The following is a 13,880-nucleotide window of genomic DNA, read 5'->3' as shown; positions in this document are numbered from 1 at the left end:
TCCGGCAACCACTACACCGAACCCAGTAATTAGGAGAAGGACCATGACCGCACTTGCCGTCGAGCGACTGTCGGATTCCGTCGGAGCGAAGCTGTTGGATGTCGACGCCGACCGGTTGCGTAACGACCGCGACCTACCCGACGCCGTCTCAGAGGCTCTCGAGGAGTACAGCGTTCTGCTGTTGCCCGAGCTCCACGCCAGCGACGAGGACACAACCGCGTTCTGCGCGAATCTAGGCACTCTGATCGACTTCTCACATGTGCCACCGGCTGCCGCAAAGGTCATGGAGATCAGTTTCGATCCCAGCAACCCGAACGCGGAATACTTTGCCAGCAACTCGTTTTGGCATATCGACGGACTGCTCGACGAGACAGCGGCAAAGACCTCGATCCTGACAGCCCGGGTCACCTCCGCCGTGGGCGGCGAGACCGAGTTCGCCAGCACCTACGCCGCCTACGACGCCCTCTCCGAGGAGGAGAAGGAGCGTTTTGCCGACCTCCGGGTGATCCACACATTCGAGGCGATCCAGCGGTTGACCTATCCCGATCCGACCCCGGAGCAGCTGACGGAGTGGGCCTCTCGCGCCGTCAAGAACCATCCCCTGGTGTGGGAACACGATTCCGGCCGACGCTCGCTCGTCCTGGGCGCGACCGTGTCACATATCGAAGGAATGGACTTCGATGAGGGCCGCGCATTGCTGGCCGACCTCCAGGCCCGCGCCACCGCCCCCGATCAGGTGTGCCGGCACACCTGGTCCGAGGGCGACACCGTGCTCTGGGACAACACCGGACTGGTTCACCGCGTCTGCGACTTCGACCACACCAAACCCCGAGTCATGCACCGACTCACCATCGCAGGCCAGGAGAAGATCAAATGAGTGATCGCACAGCGATTGTCACCGGCGGAGCCTCCGGCATCGGCAACGCGATAGCCAAACGCTTTGCCGCCGACGGCAATCTGGTGGCCATCTTCGACATCAACGGCGACGCTGCCGAGGCCGCGGCCGTCGAGATCGAAAAGGCCGGCGGCAAGGCCATCGGCCTCGCCGTCGACGTCACCGACCGCGACCGGATCGACTCGGCCATCGCCGAGGTCAAGTCCACGCTGGGACGTCCGACGGTCCTGGTGAACAACGCCGGCCTGACCGTCGCCGAACCGTTCCTCGACATCACCCTCGAGACCTGGAATCGTGCGCTGGCAATCAACCTGACCAGCGCATTCCACTGCTCTCAGGCGGTGATCCCGGAGATGCTCGAAGAAGGCTGGGGTCGGATCGTCAACATCTCATCCTCCAGCGTCCACAGCGGATCGCCCGGACTCGGCAGCTACGTGACCGCCAAATCCGGCGTGATCGGTTTGACCAAGGTGCTGGCACTCGAATTCGGCAGGCGCGGAATCACTGTCAACACCGTGCCGCCCGGCTTCATCGATACCCCGATGCTCCGGCGGACCGTTGACACCGGGTTGGTCGACGTCGATGCACAGATTGCCAAGACCCCGGTCGGCCGGATCGGTCAGCCCGAAGACATCGCCGCCACCTGCGCATTCCTCGTCAGCGAGGAAGCCGGCTACATCACCGGGCAGATCATCGGAGTCAACGGCGGGCGGAACACGTAGTGGCCCGGATCGCTCCGGCCAAACGCGTGGACTGGTCCACCGAGATGCAAGATTTCGTGGACGGATTCCGCTCGTCGGTGGCGGGCGCCGGCCCAGAAGAGGGCCGGCAGGCGGGTGACAACCTACTCGGCACGCTGGCCCGCTATCCGTCGTTGGCCATGGCTTTCCTGACCTTCAACAAGCACCTGCTGTCCGGATCCTCGTTGTCGATCCGCGAACGCGAGCTACTGGTCCTGCGGGTCGCGCACCTGCGCGAGGCCGAGTACGAGTGGGCACAACACGTGATCCTGGCCGACCGGGCCGGGGTGACCGCCGATGAGATCGCCCGTGTCGCCACCGGTCCTGATGCTCCGGAATGGATTCCGGTCGAGCGGGCCCTTCTGCGATCGGTAGAAGAATTGCTGAACGAAGGCATCGTGAACGAGCAGACGTGGGGTGTGCTCGCCGGCGAGTTCGACGAGCAGAAGCTGATGGACGTGATCTTCACGGTCGGTTGCTACTCGATGCTGGCAATGGCGTTGCGGTCCTTCGGCATCGAGCCCGAGGAGGGGCTGCGCCCCTTCCTACCCGCCGGGATCACCACAAGTGAGGAATGACCGATGCAAACAATCACCCTGAAGAAGCTCAGCGAGAATGTCGGAGCGGAAATCCTCGACGTCGACGTCGACCGTCTACTCAATGACGAGGACCTGCCCGGCGCATGCCTGGAAGCACTCGAGACGTACGGCGTCCTACTGTTCCGCAACCTCCATGCCGATGACCGGGCCCAGGTCGAATTCGGCAGCAAGCTCGGTACATTGCGCAAGTTCCCCACGGTTCCTCCCGCCACGGAGGAAATCATGGAGGTCAGCTTCGATCCCGCCAACGGGAATGCGGAGTACCTCGCGGCCAACGTGTTCTGGCACATCGACGGTCTGACCGACGAGGTCGCATCGAAGGCGACGATGTTGAGCGCCCGCGTGATCCCCGGCGAAGGTGGCGAAACCGAATTCTCCAGCACCTATGCAGCTTACGACGCCCTCAGCGACGAAGAGAAGGAGCGTTTCGCCGACCTCAAGGCGATCTACACCTTCGAAGCCATCCAGCGCCGGTCGTACCCGAACCCGACACAGGCACAACTCGACGAGTGGGCATCTCGAACCCCACGCAAGCACCCCCTGGTCTGGAAGCACGATTCGGGTCGCTGCTCGCTGGTCATCGGAGCATTCGCTTCACACATCGAGGGTATGGACTTCGACGAGGGCCGAGCACTGTTGGAGGATCTGGAAAAGCGTGCCACCACACCCGATTTGGTATACCGGCACACCTGGTCTGTCGGCGACCTGGTCGTCTGGGACAACCACGGTCTATTGCACCGAGCCTGCGCCTTCGACTGGTCGAAGCCTCGCGTGATGAACCGCTCGACGGTCGCCGGACGGGAACCGATCAAATGAGTGACCGCACAGCCATCGAACATCAGTAGGTCGGCGGCGGTTCGTTCCTTCCTCGTTCCTCGGCTCGCTCCCGGGCGACCCGCGCTGCTGCTTCACGCAGCCGACGATTGGCGAGTCGCTCTTGCTGTCGGCGTGCATGCTTCGCAGCGGTGCGCGACTGTTGTCGGTCGGTGTGCTGCGGGCGTGATGGCGATGATGCTCGGGGTGGCCGGCTTGGTGAGCCGCGTTGGTCGTCGAAGATGATCAACCTCAGTGTCGGGAACAGGTCATCGCCGGTCCATCCCGGGCCGTGATAGTTCCGGTGTTCGGGGGTGGTGAAGACAAGCCGGGGCCGTCCGGTCTCGGGGTCGGGGTACTGATCATCGAGCCAGTCACTATAGGTCTTGAGCAGATGATGAAAACGGCAGAGGGTCTTCATCTCTGAGGGATGGGTGCAGCCACCGGCGTCGGGGTCGTTGTGGTTGTACTCGCAGGTGTGGTCCAGATCGGCGCCCCAGGCTTTGTGTTCACAGCCGGGCCACATGCAGTAGAGGTCCCGGATCCGGAGATAAGTGTCCAAGACAACCGAGGGCCGGTACTTGTCGCCGGGTTGGGTGGCCGGCAGCGGAACAACTTGCGGGAAAGGCGCGGTGGCAGTGGCGCTGTCGTCGCCGGAAATGTTCTCCGCTGGTGGGTTCTGCGGTCCGCGCATGTACACGTTCGGCCGCTTCGGTTTTGGTGTCTCCTGCTCAGGCCGTTCGGGTTCCGGTTGCACAGGTTCGGGCTGCTCGGGTGCTTGTTGCGCTGGGTCGGTCTCCGAGTGCGGTGGTGCGGGTTCGGACTGCGCTGGCGCGGGCTGTGCAGGTTCGGATAGTGCGGACGCAGATCGTACCGGCTCTGCGGGCGCAGTCTTGTTGCCCATCGGCCGCTGGACCGTTTCCGGGCGAGCCGCGATGTCGCGAACGTGATCGCCGGAGATGACGCCGTGTCCGTCCATGAAGCCCGGGTTGTCGGCGGCGCCCTCGAGGGTGGCCTGATCGGCGATCACATGCATGACGATCTTCACGTCCACACCCGAGATCACCTGCCCGGCAGGAACAGTGACAATCTCGGCGGTGCAGGGATGTTTCGGGTCATTCGGGCATTCACACATGAACTCACGGCCCATCACGGTGGCGAACAACGCATCGGCCATCCGATCGGACCGCTTCCGCGGATCAGCGTTACAGGTGGCCATGGCCAGTTTTTCCAACCTGGCCATGATCAACGTCAATTCCTCAGCGGTGGAATGGGCATCCAGTACTGCCATGCCGTGGTCGGTGTTGTTGGCCCACACCCCGCGATTGTTTTTCGCATCCTCCCGGTTCTTACGAACCAGATCCGGGTCCCGGCGGAAGATGATCGCATCGACCATGTCTCGTATCCGACCCTTGGACCACGTCCCCCGCCGCTCCAGGGCTTCGGCGATCCCCCGATCGATATCGGCCATATGGGCTGAGCCCTCGATCAACTCGGTCCGGGCGATGATGTCAGGAATATGGTGCGCAGCGATCCGGCCGGCCTTCAACAGCGCATTGACCGCAGGCAGCCGATCGCGCAACGCCACCCCACGGTTGATCTGCAACTCCGCAGTCCGCTGCGTCAGACCTTGTGCGGCAGACAATCTCGCCGCACACTGCGCGAACGGATCAAGCGCCCGCATCTCCGCCTCAGACCCGGCAGTGGGCTCAACGAGATGTCGGTGCAGCATCGCCGCAGCTGCATAGCGTTCCCACTCCATTCGCGACTGCTGGACCATCGCGAGCTCGGTGTTACGCAGCAACTCGTTGACACCCAGCGACTCGACAGGACCGATTTCATCGTCCCCACCTGTATCTTCGATATCCCCCTCGAACATACATTTGATTCTAGATGAGGGGTACGACAATCGATTTGAAGTCACAGGACATCGGGGACATACGCCCCGATCGAGTGACGGTTGCGGCGCCCACCGGGCGGGCTACGACAGTGCGGTGAGAACTCGCGGAGTCCAGGACGGCCATCGTGCGACGCCGACGAGAGTTCCCGCGGTGTATTCGGCGATCACAGAAGGCGCTACTCCTACAGCAGAGTTGTAAATGGTGGCTTCGTCGGCGCGCGCGATGGCCACCGCCACCAAGGGCCAGAGCCGCCGAAACCGTTCTCGAATCTTGGCCTCGGGCACCGCATGACCACCCGACTCGGTGCGGTACCCCACGCGCCGAACCGCAAGTGATTCCGGGACGAGCAGCACATGCAGGACCACCGCGAATCCGGCCTGTTGTGCCTCGCCGATCAGGTCGAGTTTCGATTCGTGTGAAAACACGGTTTCGGCGATGAACGAGCGCCCTTGCTCTACCAATTGGTTTCGCGTCGCCGCCGCGATCTGAGCCGCTTCATAGGACTTCTCCTGAGCTTGCTCGGGCCATCGCTGTTTGGCGATCAGGTCCGCATTGACAAACACGCTTCGGGGAAGGAGCGGTTGCAGCGTCAGCTCGACGAAGGTCGACTTGCCCGCCCCATTCGGGCCGACAACAAGGTCTAGGCGTTTCACTCGTCGTCAAGGACCTTGGTGGTGCCGTCGGGCCGGTATTCGACCAACCGACCGTCTTCGTCGAGGGCCACGGTAGTGACACCGCGCGTGGCCAGTGTGCTGCGATAGTCGGCCTTGGCCAGGTCTTCGGTGACGCGTGCCCGAACCTCGGCGTTGAATATGCGTCCCTCGACGTTGCTCAGGTCCGTCGTCGGCCGATCCCCGTTCAACACCGCCTGGATCCGGCGCGCCGAGGCGGTCTCGTGCGCGGTCACCGAACGGCCGACGAGTGCCCAATGTTCGAGTTGCTGACGACCGGTTCGTTGTTGACGGCGACCTTCGGCGATCGCGCTGTCGACCAGGTCGGCGTCCACGCGCGTGACCTTGTCTGTAGCTCCTGACATCGCAAACCCCTCGTTGTAGCAGTGTGCTACCGAGTGTAGCAGCCAGCTACGGCCACCTGGCGCGAGTTCGGGATTCGATCAGGCTCCAGTCCACACAGGCGCCCGTTTCTGCGAAAACGCAGTGGGTCCCTCCTGGGCGTCGGCGCTGTTGTAGCAGTCTTCGGAAGCGGCCCTGGCGGCAACCAGCGCCTCCGACCGGCCCATCTCGGTTGCGATCATCACCGTGTCGCGTGCAGCTTTCACGGACAGCGGCGCGCCGGCGAGGATGTCCGTCGCAAGGGCGATCGCCTCGCTCAGCAGATTCTCCGGCTCGGCGATCCGGTTGACCAGACCGATCTCATAGGCCCGCTGTGCGGTGATCGGTTTTCCGGTGAGCAAGATTTCCATCATGATCCGCTGCGGGATCATGTGGATCAGCGGCGACGCCCACGGCGAACTCCGGCCGACCTTGACCTCGGTGACGGCAAACTTCGCGCTGGTACTGGCCACACACAGGTCGCAGGCCTGCGCGATCATCCAGCCACCGGCGAAGGCGTAGCCGTTGACCGCGGCGATGGTCGGCTTCGACAATTCGACGGTGTCGTAGGGAAGGGCGAACATGTCACGTGGCGGCACCGCCATCTGCGTTGCGACCATCTCCTTGAGATCGCCTCCGGCGCAGAAGCTCTCGCCGGCGCCGGTCAGGATCGCCACCCGCAGCGCGGCGTCGTTCTCGAAACGCTCCCAGCCCTCGCGCAGACCTTCGCGGACTTCCAGCGAGAGGCAGTTGCGGGTGTCGGGACGGTTGATCGTGATGACCGCGATCCCGTCCTCGCGGGCGTCGAACAGGACGGCGTCACTCACTAGAATCCCCTCTGCGAAATTATGTGTGCCTCGCGGGCAAGGTCTTCCTGAAAATCCGGATGCGCAATGGCGATAAGGCGTTTGGTCCGCTCGGCGAGTGTCTGTCCCCGTAGCTGCGCCGCACCGAACTCGGTGACGATCACGTCGACATCGCTGCGCGGCGTGGTGACCGGACCCGACAACCCGGCGGTGATCCGGCTGATCGTCCCCTTCTTGGCGGTCGCCGGGAGAGCGATGATCGCGTGCCCACCCGGAGAACGTGCGCCGCCGCGAACGAAGTCGAGCTGGCCGCCGGTCCCGCCGAGATATGCGGCGCCGCTCTGTTCGGCGTTGACCTGCCCGGTCAGATCGACTTCCAGCGCCGAATTGATCGTGACCAAGTTGTCCAATTGCGCCATCACCGCGGCCTCATGCGTGTACGCCGTGTTGCACATCCGGAGTTCCGGGTTCTGATGCGCGAAGTCGTACAACCGCCGGGTGCCGATCAGGGCCCCGGCGATACTCACTCCGCAATCAATCCGTTTGCGGGCGTTGGTGACCGCTCCCGCCTCGATCAGATCGACCAGCCCGTCCCCGACCATGCCGGAATGCACGCCCAGGTCTTGCCGGTCGCGCAGCAGCCGCAACATCACCTCCGGGACCGCACCGATGCCCATCTGGATCACCGAGCCGTCGCCGATGAACGCAGCGGCATGTTCGGCCATCGCCAGATCGGTGTCGGTGATCGGCGCCGACGGTACCTGCACCGGTGGACGCGAGACGTGAACCGCATGGTCGATCGCGGAGGCGGGGATCTTCTCACCGCAGGTGTATGGCACCTGATCGTTGACCTCGGCGATGACAACGCGGGCCCTGGCGACCGCGGCCTGGACGTAGTCGCTGATGAGGCCAAGGCTGTGGTTGCCGTCGGCGTCAGCCGGACTGACCTGGATCAGTGCGATGTCGCAACCCATGTACCCCGCGGTGATCATCGGGGCTATCTGGCCGACGTGGCACGGAAGTACATCCAGCGCATGGGCTTTGCTCATCACCCGCAACGAACCCATGGCCCCCATACTCGCCAGCGCAAAGCTCTTGGCCGTTTCCGGCGTGAAAAGCCCGGAGAAGCTGGTCGAGATGAACGCCGAGAGTCCGCCGACCTCGTGCCCTTGCTCGATGAGGGCCTCGACGAGGGTGGTGGGCTCCCCGCAGGCCTGACCGATGACGATCCGATCGCCCGGGAGCAGGAACCGTTTCAGGTCGACCGCCGCAGAGGTCGCCATCAGGACCAGGCCCCGCCGGCCGAACGCAGCTGGGCCTTGACCTCGTCGGTGTTCTCACCGAGCCTCGGGGCCGCGCTGTCGATCCGGCCGGGTGTTCGGGAGAACCACGTGGGCGGTCCGGGGAAACGAACTGAGCCATAGGGGGATTCGACTTCTTCGAAGAAGTCCACCGCCTCCAGATGCGGATTGTCGAACAGCTCATCGAGGGACCGGACCGGTGCGGCCGGGATATCGAGCGAGCGCAGCAGGTCGAGCCACTCCTGGGTGGTCCGCTCGGAAAAGGTCTCTCCCAGAAGCGAGTACACCTCGTTGATCCGGGCGGCACGCTGGCTCAGGGTGGCAAAATGCTCACCCGCCCATTCCGGGGCGACGGCGGCAACAAACGCATCCCACTGCTTGTCGTTGTAGACCAGCGCCGAGATGTGTCCATCCTTGGTGCGGTATGGCTTCCGGTTCGGCGAGACCGCGCGGTGGTAGGCCGCCGGCCCGAGGGGCGGCGTGAACATCGCCCCACCGGCATGCTCGACCAGCATGAAAGCGGCCATGGTCTCGAACATCGCCACCTCGACCTCCTGGCCTTCACCGGTGCGTTCACGATGGAACAGCGCCATCATGGTGGCGTAGAGCGCGGTCATCCCGGCGACCTTGTCGGCGATGATCGTGCCGACGTAGCCGGGTTCGCCGGTGAGTTGCTCCTGCGCGAACGGCAGGCCGCATTCGGCCTGGATGGTGTCGTCATAGGCGGTGAGGTTCGCGTCCGGGCCGCGGCGTCCGTACCCGTAACAGTTGGTGTAGATGATCGACGGATTGATCGCCGCCACCGCGTCGTAGTCGAAACCGAGTTTGCCGATCGCCGTCCCGCGCATCGAGTGGATGAACACATCGGCGTCGCTGATCAGGTCACGCAGCACCTGTTTGTCCTCGTCGGTCCGCAGATCGAGGACCACGCTGCGCTTGCCACGGTTGACGTTCACGAACACGCCACCCATGCCCGGTTCAGGACCCACCGAGATGTATCGGGTGTTGTCCCCTGCCGGGATCTCGACCTTGATGACGTCAGCGCCCATGTCGGCCATCACCTGGGTGCAGTAAGGACCCATGACCATTGCCGTCAGGTCCACCACTCTTACGCCGACCAACGGACCTGTGTGTTTCATCCCTACCCGCCTCTTCGACAACGAACTCAAGCTATCAGGTCAATGTTTACAAGGATAGTGGTATGACTAGCAGGTGGAGATTTTCAAGCCGATCGGCGAAGTCCTCGATGCCGCGCTCGCGGCCCGCCCGAATGCCCCCGCGGTCGAGGCCGCATCCGGCATCTGGACGTACTCCGAACTGGACGACCAGGCCCGGCGGGCCGCCGGCGCACTGTGGTCGCTGGGGGTGCGCCCCGGCGACCGCGTCACCGCCTGTCTGCCCAACGATCTCGACATCGTTGCCGCGTTCCATGGCACCCAGCGGATCGGCGCGATTTGGGCCGGGGTGGGCGAAGCACTGTCGGCGGGCGAGCAACAGGACATCGTCGACCTGTGCGGACCCACCGTGGTGCTGTCGGGAACGCACGGCAAGGTGACCGGCCCGGAATGTGTTGACCCGCAGCGATGGTCCGAGCTGTTGAACAGCGACTTCGAGGCACCGGATGTCGAGCCCGACATCGACGCCCCGGCCGGGATCGCGTTCACCAGCGGCACCTCCGGTCGCCCCAAGGCCGTCGTCCACAGCCATCGAAACCTGCTGTTGCCCGGCGCCGTCCTCACCAAGTCCCGCGGATGGGGTCCCGAGCTGCGCAAGGGCGACAGCTTCCCGCTGACGATCCTCAACCTCATGGTCTTGTCGACGCTGCTCACCGCACAGGCCGGCGGATGTGCGGTGGTGATGAACCGTCGCGACGCCGACGGGCTGATCGAGTGGATCAGCAGCAGGCGCGTGACGGTGTGGAACGGTGCGCCCGCACAGCTCTACGACCTCGCTCGCCGTCCCGACGCCGACCTGAGCTCGTTGCGCGAGGTGTGGAGCGGCGGCGGTGACACCTCCGACGCGCTGCGCCAGGAGTTCGCCGACGCCCACGGACTGATTCCCCGGGTCACCTACGGACTGACCGAGGCGCCCACCGTCGTCTCGATCGATCCACCGGACGGGCAGTGGCGCGTGCGGGCCAGCGGCCAGGTGCTGCCGCATTTCGATGTCGCCGCATACGACGGCAACAACAATCGACTGCCGGCGGGCAAATCCGGCGAGCTGAAACTGGCCCCGTCCACCCACGGCCGTTGGGCCGGCATGTGGCGGCCCATGCTCGGCCACTGGGGCCCGGACGGGCTCGAGGCGACCGAGCCGGGCCCGCTGCCGACCGGCGACATCGGCACCGTCGACGCCGGCGGGTGGCTGACCGTGATCGACCGTAAGAAGCTGGTCATCATCCGAGGCGGCGCCAACGTCTATCCGCTCGAGGTGGAACGCGCGATCAGCACGCACCCCGCTGTCGAGCGGGTGGCGGTCTACCCGATCCCCGACGAGCGTCTCGGACAGCGAGTGGCCGCGGTGGTCGAGAGTTCGCTTCCCGCCCTGGATTTCGACGAGCTCAAGGAGCATTGCCGCCGGGAGGTCTCGGGGTACAAAGTGCCCGAGACCTGGACCCAGGTCGGCGCCCTACCGGTGAACGCCATGGGCAAGGTGCAGCGAGCCGGACTCGCCGAGTTCGTTGAGCAACAACGCGTTTCCAGCGCGCCGAAGACGTCGAAGGGAACCACCGCGTGAGCGAGCTGTTCAACCTCAAGGGCAAGGTGGCGATCGTGACCGGCGCATCGTCGGGGCTCGGGGTCGCGGTCGCCGAAACCCTGGCCGAGGCAGGTGCCCGGGTGGCGGTTGTGGCCAGGCGCAAAGACAAGCTGAGCGCCGTCGCCGAGCGGATCAACGGGCTCGCGGTCGCGTGCGACCTGTCCGACCTCGAACAGGTCGGATCGATCGTGCCCACCGTTGTCGACGAACTCGGCCCACCGGACATCATCATCAACGGCGCCGGCAGCATGTTCACCGAGGAGAAGGCGGAGTCCGAACCACTGGACGCCATCCGGCAGACCCTCGGCCTGAATCTGATGGCCCCATTCCTGTTGGCCCAGAGCGCTTTTCCCCACCTGGTCGAAGCCGGCGGGGGGTCGATCGTGAACATCTCCTCGATCAGCGGCAAGGTCGGCATCCCAGGGATCCCGCAGGCCTCCTACGCGGCGAGCAAGGCCGGCCTGTCCGGACTGACAGCCGAACTCGCGGTGCAGTGGGCCAGGCACTCGATCCGGGTGAACACCGTGGCCCCCGGCTTCTTCCGCAGCGAGATCACCGACCCGCTCTACACCAGCGAGCGCGCATCCGAGTACCTACGCCGCAACACCCCACTACCGAAAGAAGGTTCCGCCCAGGACATCGTCGGTGCCGTGCTCTGGCTCGCCTCCGATGCCGGGAGTTATGTCACCGGCCAGACCATCGTCGTCGACGGCGGATGGACAGCACGCTGAACCGAGCCAGCAAGCATTGCAATCCTTACTAGGATTAACGTAATGTCGGCCACATTGTCAGCCCCGATTTGGGGCGGTTGAAAGGACTTCTCTTCATGTTTTCGGCAGTTGTCATCGAAAAGGGCGAAGCAGGGCAATCCGTTGCCCTCAAAAACGTCGAGGAATCCGAGCTTCCCGAGGGAAACGTCCAGATCGACGTGGACTACTCCTCACTGAATTTCAAAGACGCCCTTGCCATCACCGGCAAATCCCCGGTGGTCCGCAAGTTCCCGATGGTGCCCGGCATCGACCTCGCCGGCACCGTCACGGCCAGTTCACACGGAGAGTGGTCCACCGGTGACCGCGTGGTCCTCAACGGCTGGGGCGTCGGCGAAACGCACTGGGGCGGCTTCGCCCAACGCGCCAGCCTCAACGGCGACTGGCTGGTCCCGCTGCCCACCGCGTTCACCGCCAAGCAGGCCATGGCGATCGGCACCGCCGGGTACACCGCCAGCCTCTGCGTCGAGGCACTGATCAACGCCGGCGTCACCCCCGACCAAGGCGAGATCCTCGTGACCGGAGCCACCGGTGGCGTCGGCAGCGTGGCGATCGCACTGTTGACCAAAGCCGGGTTCACCGTTGCCGCCTCCACCGGCAAGACCTCCGAGGTCGCGTACCTGCAGGCACTCGGAGCCTCGACCGTGGTCGACCGCGCCGAGCTCTCCGAAAAGGGCAAGCCGATGCAGAAAGAGCGCTGGGCCGGAGTCGTCGACTCGGTCGGCAGCTTCACTCTGGCCAACGCATGCGCACAGACCCGCTACGGCGGCACCGTCACCGCCTGCGGTCTGGCCCAGGGCATGGACTTCCCGGCATCGGTCGCCCCGTTCATCCTGCGCGGGGTCTCACTCCTGGGCATCGACAGCGTGATGGCACCGAAGGCGCGGCGGATCACCGCCTGGGAACGCCTGTCCCGCGATCTCGATCCGAGCGCACTGGAATCGATCGCCACCGAGATCTCCCTTGCCGAATCAATCAACGCAGCCGACCAGCTGATGGACGGCACCGTGCGTGGCCGCATCGTTGTCGACGTCAATCGCTGAATCAGGAGCACACACATGACCACAAGCGAGACCGAAACCGTCCAGCTCGACCTGACCGACGTCGACCACCGCGTCGGCAAACCCGTTGGCGGCGGCCAACTCTACGATCCGTGCAGCGGCTCCGACATCCGCCGCTGGGTGATGGCGATGGACAACCCCAACCCCTTGCACTGGGACGAGGAGTTCGCGCGCAACTCGAAGTTCGGTGGGATCATCGCACCGCAGTCGATCGCGGTGGGCCTGGACTACGGACACGGGGCCGCACCGGCCTGCGTCGGATACATTCCCGAAAGTCACCTGATCTTCGGCGGCGAGGAGTGGTGGTTCTACGGGACACCCGTTCGCCCGGGCGACAAACTGTTCCAGGACAGGTGGTTTCACGACTACAAGGTGACCGAGACGAAGTTCGCCGGACCCACCATGTTCTCCCGCGGCGACACCGCCCACAAGAACCAGCACGGGGCATTGGTCGCCCGGGAACGCTCGACCGCCATCCGCTATCTCGCGGCCGAGGCCACCAAACGCGGCATGTACGACAGCCAGATCGGTTCGCTCAAGAAGTGGACCAACGACGAACTGATCGAGGTCGAAAAACTCCGTGACGATTGGCTGATGTCCAATCGTCTCGGCATCTCACCCCACTTCGATGAGGTCAACATCGGCGACAAACTCCATCGCCGGGTGATCGGTCCGCACAGCATCGCCAGCTTCACCACCGAATACCGCGCCTTCGTCTTCAACATCTGGGGCACGTTCGGTTGGGTTGCACCAGAAGGTGTCGACGATCCGTGGGTGTACCAGGATCCGGGTTGGGTCGAGGGTTTCGGCTACGACGAAGAGGGCGCCAAGATCGATCCGCGCAAACGGGACGGCTTGTACGTCGGACCGTCACGCGGTCACATCGACGCCGACAAGGCCGGTGAGGTCGGCATGGCCCGCGCCTACGGTTACGGCGCGACGATGGGTGCCTGGTGCACCGATTACCTCGCCAACTGGGCCGGCCACGACGGCATGGTCCGGCACACCAAGGCAGACTTCCGCGGCCCCGCCTTCGAAGGCGACGTCACGTACTTCGATGCCGAGGTCGTCGACAAGATCACCGAATCCGAGTGGGGCGTACCGCTTGTGCAGATCAAGCTGAAGCTCACCAGCCAGGACGGCACCACCCTGGTGACCTGCACGGCCGAGGTCGAACTCCCGATCTGA

General features: G+C 64.5%; 14 protein-coding genes. 8 read left to right on the top strand and 6 right to left on the bottom strand.

The features are described from left to right. The first annotated feature begins 43 nt into the window (after positions 1–43). From AC51GR_RS01075 to AC51GR_RS01060, 4 genes are read left to right on the top strand one after another with little or no spacing between them, the layout of a single operon-like run. Complete coding sequence (locus tag AC51GR_RS01075; protein ID WP_496322780.1) at positions 44–877, top strand: TauD/TfdA dioxygenase family protein; 834 nt, start codon at positions 44–46, stop codon at positions 875–877. Continuing rightward, positions 874–1,617 carry an SDR family NAD(P)-dependent oxidoreductase gene (locus AC51GR_RS01070; RefSeq protein ID WP_496322779.1) on the top strand — a complete coding sequence of 248 codons (744 nt, stop codon included), beginning with the start codon at positions 874–876 and terminating at the stop codon, positions 1,615–1,617. The genes AC51GR_RS01075 and AC51GR_RS01070 overlap by 4 nt, the downstream gene beginning before the upstream one ends. Further along, the gene (locus AC51GR_RS01065) at positions 1,617–2,213 is read left to right on the top strand and encodes a carboxymuconolactone decarboxylase family protein (protein ID WP_496322778.1); all 597 of its coding nucleotides are present in this window, start codon (positions 1,617–1,619) and stop codon (positions 2,211–2,213) included. Before AC51GR_RS01070 ends, AC51GR_RS01065 begins: the two co-directional genes overlap by 1 nt. 3 nt (positions 2,214–2,216) lie before the next feature. Beyond that, positions 2,217–3,050 carry a TauD/TfdA dioxygenase family protein gene (locus tag AC51GR_RS01060; RefSeq protein WP_496322777.1) on the top strand — a complete coding sequence of 278 codons (834 nt, stop codon included), beginning with the start codon at positions 2,217–2,219 and terminating at the stop codon, positions 3,048–3,050. Positions 3,051–3,072: 22 nt separating this feature from the next. Here AC51GR_RS01060 and AC51GR_RS01055 read toward each other — a convergent pair whose 3' ends face one another. The 6 genes from AC51GR_RS01055 to AC51GR_RS01030 form a co-directional block, all read right to left on the bottom strand. Further along, positions 3,073–4,926, bottom strand: coding sequence for an HNH endonuclease signature motif containing protein (locus AC51GR_RS01055; RefSeq protein ID WP_496322776.1), 1,854 nt, complete (start codon positions 4,924–4,926; stop codon positions 3,073–3,075). Between the two features lie 102 nt (positions 4,927–5,028). After that, entirely contained in the window at positions 5,029–5,601 is a 573-nt protein-coding gene (locus AC51GR_RS01050; protein WP_496322775.1) for an ATPase, read from the bottom strand. Then, entirely contained in the window at positions 5,598–5,984 is a 387-nt protein-coding gene (locus tag AC51GR_RS01045; protein ID WP_496322774.1) for a TA system antitoxin ParD family protein, read from the bottom strand. Before AC51GR_RS01045 ends, AC51GR_RS01050 begins: the two co-directional genes overlap by 4 nt. Before the next feature lie 78 nt (positions 5,985–6,062). Beyond that, positions 6,063–6,827 carry an enoyl-CoA hydratase/isomerase family protein gene (locus AC51GR_RS01040; protein ID WP_496322773.1) on the bottom strand — a complete coding sequence of 255 codons (765 nt, stop codon included), beginning with the start codon at positions 6,825–6,827 and terminating at the stop codon, positions 6,063–6,065. After that, positions 6,827–8,089, bottom strand: coding sequence for an acetyl-CoA hydrolase/transferase family protein (locus AC51GR_RS01035; RefSeq protein ID WP_496322772.1), 1,263 nt, complete (start codon positions 8,087–8,089; stop codon positions 6,827–6,829). Before AC51GR_RS01035 ends, AC51GR_RS01040 begins: the two co-directional genes overlap by 1 nt. Then, positions 8,089–9,246, bottom strand: coding sequence for a CaiB/BaiF CoA transferase family protein (locus tag AC51GR_RS01030; RefSeq protein WP_496322771.1), 1,158 nt, complete (start codon positions 9,244–9,246; stop codon positions 8,089–8,091). The genes AC51GR_RS01035 and AC51GR_RS01030 overlap by 1 nt, the downstream gene beginning before the upstream one ends. Before the next feature lie 73 nt (positions 9,247–9,319). Here AC51GR_RS01030 and AC51GR_RS01025 point away from each other — a divergent pair, with 73 nt between their 5' ends. The 4 genes from AC51GR_RS01025 to AC51GR_RS01010 all read left to right on the top strand — a co-directional run bounded on the left by AC51GR_RS01025 (position 9,320) and on the right by AC51GR_RS01010 (position 13,880). Next, on the top strand, positions 9,320–10,843 hold the full coding sequence (locus AC51GR_RS01025) for a class I adenylate-forming enzyme family protein (RefSeq protein WP_496322770.1): 1,524 nt from the start codon (positions 9,320–9,322) through the stop codon (positions 10,841–10,843). After that, positions 10,840–11,595 (top strand): SDR family NAD(P)-dependent oxidoreductase, encoded by a 756-nt coding sequence (locus AC51GR_RS01020; RefSeq protein ID WP_496322769.1) that lies wholly within the window; start codon positions 10,840–10,842, stop codon positions 11,593–11,595. The genes AC51GR_RS01025 and AC51GR_RS01020 overlap by 4 nt, the downstream gene beginning before the upstream one ends. Positions 11,596–11,690: 95 nt before the next feature. Further along, a complete protein-coding gene (gene acuI, locus AC51GR_RS01015) occupies positions 11,691–12,674 on the top strand; it encodes an acrylyl-CoA reductase (NADPH) (protein WP_496322768.1) in 984 nt (327 codons plus the stop codon). Positions 12,675–12,689: 15 nt separating this feature from the next. Then, the gene (locus AC51GR_RS01010; RefSeq protein WP_496322767.1) at positions 12,690–13,880 is read left to right on the top strand and encodes a MaoC family dehydratase; all 1,191 of its coding nucleotides are present in this window, start codon (positions 12,690–12,692) and stop codon (positions 13,878–13,880) included.

The sequence above is a fragment of the Williamsia sp. z71 genome (assembly GCF_059553375.1).
The sequence above is the reverse complement of the archived record's forward strand: the minus strand, read 5'-3'. Positions and strand labels throughout refer to the sequence as shown.

Bases quoted from the DNA above. Each gene is read 5' to 3' on its own strand.
- AC51GR_RS01075 (WP_496322780.1), top strand. From the start codon at position 44: ATGACCGCACTTGCCGTCGAGCGACTGTCGGATTCCGTCGGAGCGAAG.
- AC51GR_RS01070 (WP_496322779.1), top strand. From the start codon at position 874: ATGAGTGATCGCACAGCGATTGTCACCGGCGGAGCCTCCGGCATCGGC.
- AC51GR_RS01060 (WP_496322777.1), top strand. From the start codon at position 2,217: ATGCAAACAATCACCCTGAAGAAGCTCAGCGAGAATGTCGGAGCGGAA.
- AC51GR_RS01055 (WP_496322776.1), bottom strand. From the start codon at position 4,926: ATGTTCGAGGGGGATATCGAAGATACAGGTGGGGACGATGAAATCGGT.
- AC51GR_RS01045 (WP_496322774.1), bottom strand. From the start codon at position 5,984: ATGTCAGGAGCTACAGACAAGGTCACGCGCGTGGACGCCGACCTGGTC.
- AC51GR_RS01035 (WP_496322772.1), bottom strand. From the start codon at position 8,089: ATGGCGACCTCTGCGGCGGTCGACCTGAAACGGTTCCTGCTCCCGGGC.
- AC51GR_RS01030 (WP_496322771.1), bottom strand. From the start codon at position 9,246: ATGAAACACACAGGTCCGTTGGTCGGCGTAAGAGTGGTGGACCTGACG.
- acuI (WP_496322768.1), top strand. From the start codon at position 11,691: ATGTTTTCGGCAGTTGTCATCGAAAAGGGCGAAGCAGGGCAATCCGTT.
- AC51GR_RS01010 (WP_496322767.1), top strand. From the start codon at position 12,690: ATGACCACAAGCGAGACCGAAACCGTCCAGCTCGACCTGACCGACGTC.